Annotated in this window: 7 protein-coding genes; 3 read left to right on the forward strand and 4 right to left on the reverse strand. The window is 56.4% G+C overall.

Annotated features, from left to right (window positions below; genetic code table 11):
- Positions 1-87: 87 nt before the first annotated feature.
- Together JIN85_RS07665 and JIN85_RS07670 are read right to left on the reverse strand one after the other, a co-directional pair.
- On the reverse strand, positions 88-4,911 hold the full coding sequence (locus tag JIN85_RS07665; RefSeq protein ID WP_200269294.1) for a lamin tail domain-containing protein: 4,824 nt from the start codon (positions 4,909-4,911) through the stop codon (positions 88-90).
- Between the two features lie 118 nt (positions 4,912-5,029).
- On the reverse strand, positions 5,030-9,874 hold the full coding sequence (locus JIN85_RS07670; RefSeq protein ID WP_267906632.1) for a lamin tail domain-containing protein: 4,845 nt from the start codon (positions 9,872-9,874) through the stop codon (positions 5,030-5,032).
- Positions 9,875-10,055: 181 nt separating this feature from the next.
- Between JIN85_RS07670 and JIN85_RS07675 the strand changes: the two genes are divergently transcribed.
- Positions 10,056-10,919 (forward strand): MYG1 family protein, encoded by an 864-nt coding sequence (locus tag JIN85_RS07675; RefSeq protein ID WP_200269298.1) that lies wholly within the window; start codon positions 10,056-10,058, stop codon positions 10,917-10,919.
- Between the two features lie 14 nt (positions 10,920-10,933).
- Here the strand turns inward: JIN85_RS07675 and JIN85_RS07680 are convergent, their stop codons facing one another.
- The gene (locus JIN85_RS07680) at positions 10,934-11,422 is read right to left on the reverse strand and encodes a DUF6428 family protein (RefSeq protein ID WP_200269300.1); all 489 of its coding nucleotides are present in this window, start codon (positions 11,420-11,422) and stop codon (positions 10,934-10,936) included.
- A complete protein-coding gene (locus tag JIN85_RS07685) occupies positions 11,419-11,817 on the reverse strand; it encodes an ArsR/SmtB family transcription factor (protein WP_200269302.1) in 399 nt (132 codons plus the stop codon). Before JIN85_RS07685 ends, JIN85_RS07680 begins: the two co-directional genes overlap by 4 nt.
- 173 nt (positions 11,818-11,990) lie before the next feature.
- Between JIN85_RS07685 and JIN85_RS07690 the strand changes: the two genes are divergently transcribed.
- Entirely contained in the window at positions 11,991-13,205 is a 1,215-nt protein-coding gene (locus JIN85_RS07690; RefSeq protein ID WP_234047299.1) for a M29 family metallopeptidase, read from the forward strand.
- Positions 13,206-13,268: 63 nt separating this feature from the next.
- Positions 13,269-14,087: a hypothetical protein gene (locus tag JIN85_RS07695; protein ID WP_200269304.1), complete on the forward strand. Its 819-nt coding sequence runs from the start codon at positions 13,269-13,271 to the stop codon at positions 14,085-14,087.
- Positions 14,088-14,090: the final 3 nt, after the last annotated feature.

The following is a 14,090-nucleotide window of genomic DNA, read 5'->3' on the forward strand; positions in this document are numbered from 1 at the left end:
ATGCACGGTTTTTCCGCCTGTGGCAAGGCGGGATTCGCCTAAATTCGGCAGTTTTTTGAAACTTCCGCCCTGAAAAACCGATCAAAATCACTGCTTTTCAACCACCCGGAGGCGGAAAAAGCCCTGTCCTGACGGCAACGGCTCCAGCTTCCAGGTCAAAGTCGAATTGCCAGATGCATCCGGCGTTTCCGCGATCAGAGAAACGGAAGCGCTCGACCAGTTGAGCAAATCGGCAGACCACTCGGGGAAAAGAATGACCTCATCGGCCCCGAGTTTCCGGGAAATGGAAAACTCACCATTTGCCGGATTCAACTGCGGCGTCGGCTCCGCCAAAGCGTAGTCGAGCAGATCCTGACCGGGCGCGCGTGAGAACGAATCGGAGCTGCCAGGGCTGCCATTTGCTTCGCGGCTGGGTCGCCAGGATCGTGGATCGCCAGGAGAGGAAACATCCGTCAACACCAGGCTACGCCCTAAGCCATCTGCTGAGAGAGGCCAGGGGAATTCCGTGCCGAATTCAAAATCCAGCAAAGTCACTCCGTCGGCCGATTCCAGAATCAGCCGCTCGCCACCATTCGACAGAGCCGTGTCATTTTCGAACACCCCGGCAACCGGCACGCTGCCGTAAAGCTCGGCAAAGGCGTCTGCATTGCGCACCAGAACCATTCGCTCATCGACGTCGATCGTGCTGCCTTGTGGGAAGGTGAAATCGATCCCATCGGTGAAAGTCGCCCCAGAAAGATCCAGTGCGGAGCCGCCGACGTTGAGAATTTCCAGAAACTCCGCCTCATCATGCGGGTCTTGTGGATGATACGAAATTTCCGAAATCACCAGCTGGCCTGGCTGCGGCAGGGCAGTTCCCACCTGATAATCAGCGACCACCAAGGCACTCCATTCGGTGTCGTTTTTGGCCCGAATGCGCAGCGTTTTCTGGCCGACCTCTGACAAATAGATCGGTGTCGCCGTGGCGGAGCGGACTGCAGCCAGTGAAAGATTCATGCTGAGGTCACTGCTGGAAGCATTGGCCTGATGGATTTCCACCGCGATGGTATTGCGACCTTCGAGCAGCAGGCTAGGTGGAATGCTTAGGGTCTCGATGGTGTCCTCAATGGCGCTGTTGGTGTAATAATCGAATGCCGGATCAAGTGGAAGATTCCCCGCAATCCGGCTTCCATTGAGGTAAACCGCGTAGGCATCGTCGTATTCGATGGTGAGGGAAAGTGCGGTCGCCGATGCGGCATCCGCCATGTCGAAAGTTTTGCGGAAATAGTAAGTCGCCACTTTCTGGGTGCCAGCGGTAGCCGGGTCCGCATCGACAATGGGTAAAACCGTGGCTTCGTCGCCATCGCCATAGCCAATTTCGGTGTAACCTTTGGCCCAGGTTCTTGAGTCAAAGGAAGCAGATCGCCAGGCGGTTCCCTGATTGCTGCCATCCGAAAGATAGCTCCATTCTCCCGATGACCAGGGAATCAGGAATTCGCTGGTGGTGGAGGCGGTGTAAATCTGTGCGCCCGTCTTCAACCCGCCGCCGATCGCGCGGGGATCACTTCCGTCCGGCATGTAATAAATCGTCGCGCCTGCAGCCCCCTGGATCGTCACCTCTGTGCCCAACGGCTGGGTGCCGCCAAACGGGAACAAAATCGGCGCATCGAGCGCTGGATAGAGTCCATCGGCTTTCAGTTGGCTCAGCACGATCGCATTCCGCTGGGCCGCGTAGGTCACCAGCTCGTTTTGTGCGCTCACCCAATTGTTACGGGTCAATGGGGTGGAGCTCTGTGCATCGCCCCAACGCGCGCTTTCCGCCGCGATCGAGGTATCGACGAAGGCGCTCAGTTTGCTGAATCGATTTTGCCACGCTTCCCCCGTCAGCGCTCCGCTGTTGAACATGAATTGCTGCACATGGTCCGCCCAGCGCATGCGGTATTCCGCATTTCCCGTCAGATCCTGATGCAGGAAATACGGGCTGCTGTAGTCAAAATTCGTCTCGAAATCGCTGTGAAACGGCCCGGTCCGATCTTCGCTCAAACTCAACATCGAGTGCTCGAAATCGTGCACGAAAAACTGGAATCCCTGGCCCGGATTGTTCTCGCGCTGGCGGCTGGCGAACCAGTTGTTGCTACGACCATTTTCACCCGCCATCAAACTACCGTCGCGATTTCCCATCCAAAACGTCAGCAGCATGTAATCGATCAGATTGTCGTCATCCAAAAGCACCGGATCATCGGTCGGCGTGACGCCATCGGCTGCCAGCCCCATCATTTTGAAATAATTCGCGTTGGTGGGTGATGCCGCATGGGCCTTGCTGGCATCCCAAAGATCCTGCCACGCCTCCAGGCTGCCGTCGGTCGCACTGATGATCCAGCCGTTATCCGAATCCGATTTCACCACGTCATATTCATCCTTATCGCCACCGAAATAAGTTTCGGAGAATGCCGCCTCGGTCCGCTCATCCAAATCGTAAAGCCCCCAATACTGGCCGTTCAAATAGAGATGAAAGTAACGCACGTGCGACCCCGGTTGCCCCATGTCGAAAATCGCCTGACGGGATGACTCTTCGCGTAAAAACGTGTTTCGCGTATCACCCTCGAACGACCAGGAGTAGTTTTGCGCCGTACGCAGATCGATTTTGTCAAATTCCTGCGCCGCCTCATCCCCAAACAGCGGATACTCCAGCTTCGTGGGGCCATAGTCCTCGCGGAAGAACAACCGGAACGAATGCTTCGGGTTGTCCGTCGAGCGCGAGTAGCCGCCGCGGATGCGCAGGCCGGCATTGACCTGAAATTCACTGGTCCCGTTCGGATGCGTCTCATCCGGCGGGTTGATCCATTCGATCGAGGCCGGGCGTTCCCAAGCAAACCCCCGGCTTCCCGGATTTGAATAAATGCCTTGTGAGCCATTGATGTTGAACAGATTCGACATCTCCGTCGTCAGCGACACCGTCGGAATCGCCTTCAAGGCCGCCTTGATCGTTTCCTCGCCGCCAATGTCAGGATTGGTATGATCCACGATTTCCGGGTCCATGCCGTAGTCCAAAACCTGATCTGTCCCACTAGTGTTTGGCCAATTTCGCGGGGTTGAACCTGTCGGCGACTGGCGGATGACATCTGCTGGAAAAACGTAAGTCTGCGTCACCACCTCCGTCGGTTCCCAATCGGTGAGAATCGCGCGCACCCGCAGCACCGTCGTCGCAGAAACCGAGAGCGGCCCGGTGTAGGTAACTCCGTTGGTTTCGTCCGGGATGGAGCCATTGGTCGTGTAGCGAATCACCGCTCCGGGAGTTGGCGTGCTGATCTGGAGATTAAATGGCGCATCGAAAATCCCCCGATCCACACTGAATTCCACCGGCTCGACCGTTCCAAGCGAACTTGGCGAGCCGTTGATCCAGCCCGGAGTCGCCAAGCCATCCCCATAAGCCGCCGGAGCCAAAGTCTGATCCAGGTTTCCCAAAATCAACTCCGGCAACGCCAGAAAACTGCCATCGGTGGTGGATGATTTCAGACCTTGGATGGCCAAAACGTGCGAGCCCGACTGCAAGGCGGGCAGCCCTGCCGTGAAATTGTAGCCGCTGCGACGCAATGCGTCACCGCTGCCGCGCGTGGCAGATGCCAGCGAATTCCAAGCCGGGCTTGTCGGCGCATTTCCGGAGGCCATTTTGACTCCGTCCAGCCAGGCAACGAATCCATCATCATAACGCATCACCAGAGACGCAGCCGTCGCCGAGGCGACTTCAGAGGAAAACGGCATGCGTAAATAAACACCGGGCTTGCCCGACATCACCGAACTCACATCCGTGCCGATCAACGTGCTGGTCCCGGCAGGCGTCGTGGTAGCGGCGAGGCCACCATTCGCAACATCGCCGACCAAGCGAAATACGCTTTCGTCAAAGCTGGTGTGACTGCCCGGTGCGGCAAAGAACTCCAGGCAATCGCCGCCACCGCCCTCGAACATCACGCTTTGGAACGAGTGGTAACCTGCCGTCAACGAAACCACGCCAAACCGATCCGCCGGGCTGTGAAACATGTCGTCACGCATGATTTCCGAGCCATCGATCAAAATGCGCCCGCCATCGTCGGTATTCTGGCCAAACGTGTAGAGACCGGCCGTCGGAATGTAGACATAACCCGTCGCTTCCAAAACGTAGTTCTCACCGCCACCGCCCGGTGGAACGTTGCTGAACGCGAAGTGACTTTCCGGGCCATCACTCATGAAATTCACCGTGGAATAGACCCCGCTTGTGGAAGAATAAACCAACGAACTGCCCTCCGGCTGAGCCAACACATTCAGCGCGTCACTCAGCCCGCCGATGCTGCCATTTTTGGAAACCTGGCGCACCGTGATGCCGGGAACCGTGATGCCGTAGCCGAAACCACTCGGGCCGGACGCCCAGGCGGAATCATCATAAGCTGCCTGTATCCAGTCCGAGCTCGGGTCTTTATTGCGGGTTGGCACCTGGTATTTTCCCGTCGCCCCCTCAGCCAAAACAGCGGTCGATTGAAAGCGCAAACCATAGGATTCATCAGGCGCCTGAGCGGGAAATCCCGGATCAAATGATTGCTCAATAGACTCATCAGGCCGGACCAAGGCGAGGAATTCGCCCCCCTTCGAAAGCGAGAAATTGGTGTGCAATGGCGATCCGGCCGTGCGGCGATTTTTCCCGGATGCCCAGACAACGAGGAACTCGCCCGGTGCCAGGGAAACGGCCGGAAATTTCCATTGGGTCAAGTTGCTGGACTTGTCCGTCAGGCACCAATTTGCCAACGAAATCGAACTGGTGGTTGGGTTGTGAATCTCGATCCAGTCCGAGTAATCGCCGTCTTCGTCAGGAATCGTGGTTTCGTTATCCGCCATGAATTCCGTGATCACCGGCTGGGCAAACCCACCGGAAATAAGGGAAAATCCGAGAATACCTGACAAAAACGTCACACGCATTCTAGTTATCTATTCGCCCGGACCGGGACCTGTCAGCACTCAATTTCGGTCATGCGCAGTTCACACAAGTTCCATACCATCAGCAATTCTCCGAAAAATGGATCTAACGGTTTTCATCGACTCGCAGGCGAAAGAAAGCCTTGCCAGGCGGTAGGGGATCGAGCTGCCAGGTGAGGGTGGAGTTTCCTTCCCCATCCGGTATTTCAGAAATCAGGGAAATTGATTCAGCTGACCAATTGACCAGGTCTGACGACCACTCGGCGGTCACACTCGCATCGTCCGCTCCCAGTTTGCGCTTCACGGAAAACTGGCCACTTGCCGGATCCAGCGCTGGTCTGTCCATCAAGGCATAATCTAACAAATCCTGCCCCGGTGCGAGCGCGATGGAATCCGTCCCACCCGGCGTCCCATCGGCCACCGCACTTGCCCGCCAGGATCTTGGATCATCCGGATTCATTTGATCTAACAACACCAGGCTCGTGCCCGATCCATCGGCCGATTCCGGCCAGGGGAAAGCGGTGCCATAGGTGAAATCTAACAGAGTGTTACCATCCACCGATTCCAGCTTGAGCCGTTCGCCGCTGTTAGAAAGTGCGGTGTCGTTGGCAAATTCGCCGAACACGGGCTTTCCGCTGCCGAACAATGCCTCGAACGCAGCCAGACTGCGCACCAGCAGCACCCGTTGACCGACGTCGATCACGGTCCCATCCGGGAAGGTGTAATCGATGCCCTCGGTAAACCTGGCCCCTGAAACATCGAGCGCGTTGCTGCCGACATTCATCAATTCGAGAAACTCAGCATCACCATTCGGATCTTGCGGATGATAGAAAATTTCCGAAACCACCAACTCACCCGCCACCGGCAAGGCGGCACCGATTTGATAGGTCGATTCCGCCAGGGCGCTCCACGTATCGCCACTCTTGGCGCGGAATCTCAACGTCACCGGGCCAACCTCGGATAAAATCAACGGCGTACTCGTTGTCGATCGCACTGCATTGAGCTGCAAATTCATGCTCAGATCGCTGCTGTCCGGGACCGATTGGTGAATTTCCACCGCAAGAGTATTGGTTCCCTCCCGCAACGACGCCGCAGTCAGGGTCGTGGTCTCAATGGTATCCTCGATGACATTTCCCGAGTAGTAATCGTAAGCCGGATTCTGCGGAAGATTGCCGGCGATGCGGGTTCCGTTCAAGTAAACCGCGTAGGCGTCGTCATACTCGACCGATAAGGTCAAACTCGTGATCTCGTTTTTGTTAGAGAGGTTGAAATCCCTGCGGAAATAACAAGTCGCGGCCTTTTGCACGCCACCAGTTGATGGATCTACATCGACGATCGGCACCAGCGTCGATTCATCGCCATCGCCGTAGCCAAGTTCAGCCTTTCCGGTCGACCACAAAGCATCATCGTACTCCGGCTCACGCCAAGCCGTGCCCAGATCGCTGCCATCGCCTAGGAATTTCCAGCCGGATGCCGACCATGGAATCAGATCCGCCTGGGTCGTGGTCGAGCTGTAAACCCGTGCTCCCGATTTGACCGCTCCACCGATCTCGCGCGGGTCACTGCCATCCGGCATGTAATACACCGTGGCTCCTGTCGGGCCTTGCACGGAAACTTGAACTCCGGTCGGTTGGTGACCACCAAACGGCGACAAAATTGGCGCATCGATCGATGGATAGAGCCCGTCGGCACGAAGCTGATTCAGCACCACCTGATTGCGCTGTGAGGTGAGAGCCACAAGCTGATCGCGTGCGTTCATCCAGTCCACCCGGGTGTAGGGAGTATCCCGTTTGGCATCGCCCCAGCGCGCGCTTTCAGCGGCGATTGAGCCATCGACGGATTCCGCCAATTTGCTGATCCGGTTCTGCCAGGCGTTGCCTGTTAGAGCCCCGTTGTTGAACATGAATTTCTGCACATGGTCCGCCCAACGCAGCCGGTATTCGGCGTTTCCAATCAGGTCCTGATGCAGAAACATCGGGCTGGAGTAGGCAAAGTTCGACTCGTTCGCGCTTGGAAACGGACCGGTGCGATCTTCGTTCACGTCCAGCATCGTGTGCTCAAAATCGTGGACGAAAAACTGGAATCCCTGGCCCGGATTGTTTTCACGGCGCCGACTGCCGAACCAGTTGTTGCTCTTGTCGCTGCCGAGGAAATAGGACACCGAGCCATCCAGATTTCCGGTCCAGAACGTTAGCAACAGGTAGTCGATCAAATTCCCATCATCTAACAAAACCGGATCGTCCGTCGGGGTCACTCCATCCGCCGCCAGCCCCATCATTTTGAAATAATTGGCATTCGTGGGCGACGCCCGGTGTGCCTTGCTTTCATCCCAAAGCTGCCGCCATGCGTCGAGGCTGCCATCGGTTGCGCCTACTGTGTAATCGGTTTCCTGCTCGGCCTTGACCACGTCATATTCCTCCTTGTCGCCACCGAAATAACTTTCGGAAAAGGCCGCCTCAGTCCGCTCGTCCAGGTTGTAGAGTCCCCAATATTGGCCATTCAGATAAAGGTGGACATATCGCACATGCGACCCTGGCTGACCCATATCTAACAACGCCTGACGCGACGATTCTTCGCGGAGAAATGTATTCCGAGAATCTCCTCCATACGACCAGGAGTAGTTCTGCGCGGTGCGCAAATCGATCTTGTCGAACTCCTGAGCGGCATCCGCGCCGAACAAGGGGTAGCGCAATTTGGTATCGCCATAGTCGTCCCGGAAAAAGAACCGGAATGCATGCTTCGGATTATTGGTATCGCGCGATGAACCACCACGGATCCGCACGCCGGCATTGATTTGGAATTCCCCCTTACCATTCGGATGCGAATCGTCCGGCGGATCGATCCATTCCATGGATACCGGTCGTTCCCAGGCAAACCCGCGGCTCCCCGGGTTCGAGTAAATGCCCTGCGAGCCATCGATGTTCAGCAAATTGCCGAGGTCCGTCGTGATCGAAACGGTGGGAAGTGCCAACAAGGCGGCCTTGATTTCCTCAGGTCCGCCAATTTCCGGGTCCCGGTTGTTGACGATTTCAGGGTCCATCCCGAAATCGAGCACCTGAGAGGTGCCGCTGCTTGCTGGCCAGCCCGGAGGCGCCGAACCGTCGGCCGATTGCCCCAGCACATCATCGAGAAACAAATAAGTTTGCGTATCGATGTTCGTCGGCTCCCAACCGTCCAGAGTTGCCTGAGCGCGCAGCACGGTCGTTGATGAAATTTGGATCGGCTCCGCGTAGGTCAGGCCATTCGTTTCGCTCGGCTCGGAGCCATCGGTCGTGTAACGGATGATGGCGCCTGGCGTGGCGCTGGTGATTTCGACACTGAACGGGCTGCTGAAAAATCCCCGATCCACGCTGAACTGGGTGTCTGCCACCGTCCCAAGAGAGCTTGGCGTGCCGTTGATCCAACCAGGGGTCGCAAGGCCACCGCCGTATTTCACCGGATCAAGGCCCGAGTTCAAATTCCCCACAATCACCTCTGGCAAGGCCAGAAAACTCGTGTCCGCAGAGGAGCTCTTCAGCCCCTGGATCGCGAGCAAGTGCGATCCGGAATGGAGCGTCGACAAGCTCGATGTGAGATTAAATCCCTGCGCTCGCAGGCTGGCTGGATTGGTCCGGCTTGCTGTTGCCACCGAGTTCCACGCGGGTGATGCAGGTGCATTTGCCGTCGCGACTTTCGCGCCATCCAACCACGCCGCAAAGCCATCGTTGTAGCGCATCACCAGCGACATCACAGTGGCATTTTCCGCTACCGGAGCCGTGAATGGCATTCTCAAGTAAACACTCGGCCGAGATGCCATCACTCGCGACAAATCCGTGCCGATCAAACCGCCCGTGCCCGGTGGATTCGTGCTCGCCGCCAGCCCGCCGCTTGCCACATCACCCACCAGATGAAAAACACTGGCGTCGAAGGTCGATCGCGCGCCGGACGCCGCGAAGAATTCCAGACAGTCACCGCTGTTTCCCTCAAACATCACGACCTGGAACGAATGCTCACCCGCAGTGAGTGAAATCGTGCCGAAATGGTCTGTCGGTCCATGAAACGAATCGTCGCGCATGATTTCCGTGCCATCGATCAGGATACGGCCGCCGTCGTCCGAGTTGAGGCCGAAGGTGTAAGTGCCTGCAGTTGGAATGGTGACGAAACCCGTGGCTTCCAAAACGTAGTTTTCGCCACCACCGCCCGGGGGAACTTCATTGAATGCATAGTTCCCCTCCGCGCCTTCGCCCAAAAAGTTCACCCAATCATACACCTTCGAAGTCGCGGCAAGCACCAGGGGATCGTCTTCCGATAAGGTGATCAGATTCAGCGCATCCGTGAGACCCGTGACTGAGCCGTTCTTTGAAATTTGCCGAACGGTGATTCCCGGCACCGTGATGCCGAAGCCAAACCCGCTTTGGCCACTGGTCCAACTACTGTCGGAAAACGACGGCTGATTCCACCCATCACCCGGGTCTGTCGCGCTTGCAGGTGCTCGATAGCGGCCAAGCGCCGTCTCCGAAAGCAGCGCCGTCGATTCGAACCGCAGGCCGAACGATTCATCTTCCGCCAGAGCCGGAAACTCCGGATCAAAGGACTGCGCCGTCGAGCCGTCCGGACGGACCAGCGCGAGAAACTCACCGTCCTTCGACAACGCGAAATTCGTATGCAACGGACCGCTCACCGAACGTCGATTTTTGCCAGAAGCCCAAACCACCAAAAACTCTCCCGGCTGCAGCGTCACCGCCGGAAACTTCCACTGCGTCAGATTCCCGGGCTTATCGGTGAGTGACCAATTCGCCAGTGAAATCGGATCAGAAGTGGGATTATGAATCTCGATCCAATCTGAAAAATCCCCGTCTTCATCGGCAATCGTCGACTCATTGTCCGCCATGAATTCACTGATCACCGGCTCGGCAGCAGCGAACGCAATAGAACAAATTCCGACAAAAAGCGAAAAAAACGTAACTCGCATTGTCGAAACCTAAGCCGGTTACCCTCTGGCTGTCAGCATCTAATTCGAAGGCGGAATGCAGCATGGCCAAGCCGAAATCGCCTCTCCCGACCCGCCGCATTCTAATCGCTTTCCATTCGGAGCATCGCTCGTAAGGTGCTCCCCCAGCGATTGATGATCCGGTCGCCCAACCCTTACTACCATGAGCTTTTCTTTGATTCTCACACACCCCGGCGGCTCGCATAAGGACGAGTTTCTCGCCTGCTGCCTTCTTCTCGCGGAAAGCCCGGTTTCTTTGGTCCGCCGTGAACCAACGGATGCTGACCTGGCTGATAGCTCCATCGCAGTGGTCGATGTAGGGGGCGAGCACTCGCCAGAGCGATCGAATTTCGATCATCACCAGTTTCCCAAAGATTACACGCCAACTTGCTCTCTCAGCTTGGTCCTGCAACACCTTGGTGTTTATGAAGATGCACGGGTCTTTTGCGATTGGCTCGAACCCGCGGAGTGGTTCGACACGCGCGGACCAATCGAAACCGGCCGCTGGCTTGGCGTGGACCGCGAAACTCTCGCGAAATTGAACTCACCGATCGACATCACCTTGCTGCGTCGTTTCGCCAGCTGCTCGGAATTGAACCCGGGCGATACCTTGTGGGAAGTCATGCGCTGGATCGGTGAAGATCTGCTCTTCTACCTCAGAAATCTTCGCGACCGGCTGAATCACATTGAGTTAAACTCGGAAATTTGGGAACTCGACGGCCCAACCGGCCCGTGGCGCGCGTTGTTTCTGCCCCGCACCGAACCTCTTCCGGACGAACCATCGGCAGGCATCGGCCGCTATGTCCAAAACCTACCGCCCGAGCAATCAGTAGCGGCCTTGGTCTACCCGGATCGCCGCGGAAACGGCTTCGCGTTATCACGCCACAACGACCACCCGGGCTTGGATTTCACCCGCATCCAAGAGGCTGAGGACGTTCATTTCGCCCATGCCCGCGGGTTCGTTGCAAAAACTTCCGCAACCGAGCCGGATCGTCTCAAGGATCTGCTGCGCCAGTCCTGGGTTTGAGACAGATCGCTCGATTAGCAGCATCCGGCGGGCCCACAGCAGGAGCCGGAGCTGCTTTTTCTCGATCCCGGAAGGGGAGGCAAGCCAGGCGGAAGCCCGCACAGTTCAGGCGCAAGGCATTCCGTATGCTTGTTGGCCAGTTTTAAGACCACCGCCTCATCCGTCAGCTCATGGCTGGAAATGGTGTATTGGGAGATCACCTCATTTTCGTATTCGATTTCCACTGGAATCGATTCGTCCGGCAAGTAAGCGGACGCCAGGTTCAGGATCGACGCCATTTTCCCGGTCTCGAGGCGATGTTCGAAATCTGGTCCGACCCAGATTTGCAACTGACACGTCACCGTCTCCCGCAGCTTGCCGCCGCAGTCGAGAAATGTCTTCTGAACACGCCCAACCTCGGTCACGTGGAAGGAAACCGGCACTGCGGAGCCGTCCGGCAAACTGATGCGGAATGCGCGGTCGGCATGGCTGGAGAGCAGGGATTTGAGTTCGGAAAGGATCATCGGATTTTTAAGGTCAGGGTCGTATCTCGTGTTGTGGAAATGAGTTTGCGCGGACCGGGACAGCAGCTTTGTTCACGCTGCAAAAGCCGTGCTGCGGCACGTGGAGCATCGTGGCTCCAAGCCTCGTTAGCCTGCTCTGCGAAGAACTGATCAAGCGCCAGAATTAAGGGGCGATACTCGGATCGGATGCGAAAGTAGGTCCATTTTTCGCATTTTTCACTCTCGAACAAATCCGCCTTACGAAGAATTTGAACATGGCTGGAAACAGTGGATTGCCTCATTTCCAGAATATCCGCCAACTCGCAGACGCACAATGCTTCACGAAGCACGAGCTTGGCGATGCGCCACCGCGTCGAATCGGCGATTGCCCTAGAAAACTGGACCACGTCTGGCATGACAACGATTCTCGTAACGGAATATTTCGTTATAACAATCAAAAATCGATGGCATAATCGGGAATAATTCGCTCAGAGTCCTCGCGCGTGGATGCAAGCGCTTGAAGATTCAACCTCCCCTCTACAAAAAACATCCCTTGCGGGACCCCTCATTGTTCATAAGTTAGACAACTATGTCATCGCTCGCCGCTCCCTCTTTGCCTGATTATCTTCGCGAGGAAATTCTTCTTCATCCCGAAAATCGGAAGTTTCCGCCATTCGATCTGAGCCGCCTTCTGGGCACCGTTTTTGAGCCTACGAAAGATTGCCGCGTTTGCATTTTGATCGATTTCGATGAGCCAGCGGAGCTGATTCAAAATTTCGCGTTTTTGGATCAGCCAGGCTTCCCGGTGCAAAAAAACGCTTACGAGCACTTCTACCTCGGCTTGAAAAACGGCGTGATGGAAAAGCTGCAAATGACTGGCGGTGAAATGTACGCCTATCGCTGCACCTACGGCTCCAATCTCGATTTAGAGGACGATGTCTGGGATACGGACGGCAATCATCTTTCCCTGGATGCGGATATTTATTCAAAATACGATCTCGTTCTCTGCATCTCAACTTTCTCTGCCACGGCACCACTCACCGCCAAGTGCAAGGAGTTCAACTTCCGTGGTGCGACCCTGCACGGGCTGAACGACATCATTCTCAATTCCGGCCTCGCCGTGGATTATCATCGAGTCTCCGAAGATGCTGAAAAAATCCGTCTCGCCTTGACCAAGGCGGACTCCATCGAGATCGACTTTGAACTGGAAGACGGCAGGGTTCTTACCGCTTGGCTCGGCCTCGGCGGGCAGGAAGCGCAGAAATCCCACGGCCTTTGCAACGGCAGCAAGCCAGACATTGCGAACCTCCCTGCGGGTGAAGTTTACTTCGTGCCAACCGATGCGCGAGGCCAGTTCCCGATGAAGTACGAGGACGGCACCCTTGGAGTGCTTGAGGTGGAAGATCGTTGCATTGTCCACTCGACCTTGATCGAAGGCAATCAAGCCACCATCGACGCCCACAACGCACGCCTGCAGGATGACCCGATGACCGGGACACTCGGTGAGCTCGGTTTTGGCACACAAGTGCTGCCAGTTTCCGGTGCCGACATTCAGGATGAGAAAGTGCTCGGCACCTGCCACCTGGCCACCGGTCGCGACGACCATCTCGGCGGTGACATTTTACCGGACATGTTCAAGCGTCACGAGAACTCGACGCATGACGACATCCTTTTTGCCCCCCACAAAACTCCCAATTTCAACATCAGCCAAGTGCGGATGATCCGCGGTGAACAAAAGGAAATCCTGATCGAGAATTTCCGTCCGTCCCGCTTCGTCATGGATGCCCTCGCTGCCGGTCACTGATGTGTTCATTCCAAACGCCCCGCAGGCTTAAACCGGGCGGGGCAACTTTTTCATCCCTCGTTCATGCGTGAAACACTAACCGTCATCGGCCTCTTCGTGGTGGCCGTGGCACTCCGCAGCTCTTGCCGCAACTCGGTGAGAAAGCTCGGCGCGGTTCTGTTTCTAACTGCCACGTTCTTCCTGTTCTATTTTCCTACCGGGATGATCGGTGTGGGAGTCCTTGGTGCGGGGATGTGGTTTCTGCTGCCATGGATCGAGCTGCTCACTCGCGTTCGCCGGATGCGCCTGCCGTTGAACAACCGGCTCAGCCATCGTGCACCGCCGGATCCATCGTTTTTCCCGAATGCCCCGGAATCCGCTGCTGCGATGGAGGAGGACGGCTTTGAGCACGTTTCCGATTGCGGTTGGGAATGGGCCGGCATGAAGCAGTTTTTCCGCCTCTACTGGCACCCGGAAGAACGCGCCGTCGCCGCAGTCTGCCTTTGCGAGCAATGTGATGTCGCATTCGCCTTCATTTCGATCACCTCCTACGATTGCTCGGGCAACATCTGGCGCACCACCAACTTCCCGTTCGCGCCGACACTACGATGTCCACCGTACATTCGCTGGAATCACGTCCCGTGCGAGCGCAGCTGCTTTCACCAGATTCTGCAAAACCACCGGGAGTATCTTACGAAAAACAAGCTCGATGCGAAACTCCGCGTCCCGGATCCTGAAGAAATCGAAGACAGCATCGAAAAAGAGATGCGCCGGCAAGTGGAACACAATCTGGAAGCCGGAATCATCCGCCTCACTCCGGACGGCCATCATTTCAAATACTCAGGCCGTGGTATGATTTTTCTCTGGGGCCAGTTCGTCAAGGACATGATCCGGCTTTGTTAGAAC

The organism is Luteolibacter pohnpeiensis, assembly GCF_016595435.1.
GTDB lineage: Bacteria > Verrucomicrobiota > Verrucomicrobiia > Verrucomicrobiales > Akkermansiaceae > Luteolibacter > Luteolibacter pohnpeiensis.

Bases quoted from the DNA above. Each gene is read 5' to 3' on its own strand.
- JIN85_RS07670 (WP_267906632.1), bottom strand. From the start codon at position 9,874: ATGCGAGTTACGTTTTTTTCGCTTTTTGTCGGAATTTGTTCTATTGCG.
- JIN85_RS07675 (WP_200269298.1), top strand. From the start codon at position 10,056: ATGAGCTTTTCTTTGATTCTCACACACCCCGGCGGCTCGCATAAGGAC.
- JIN85_RS07680 (WP_200269300.1), bottom strand. From the start codon at position 11,422: ATGATCCTTTCCGAACTCAAATCCCTGCTCTCCAGCCATGCCGACCGC.
- JIN85_RS07685 (WP_200269302.1), bottom strand. From the start codon at position 11,817: ATGCCAGACGTGGTCCAGTTTTCTAGGGCAATCGCCGATTCGACGCGG.
- JIN85_RS07690 (WP_234047299.1), top strand. From the start codon at position 11,991: ATGTCATCGCTCGCCGCTCCCTCTTTGCCTGATTATCTTCGCGAGGAA.
- JIN85_RS07695 (WP_200269304.1), top strand. From the start codon at position 13,269: ATGCGTGAAACACTAACCGTCATCGGCCTCTTCGTGGTGGCCGTGGCA.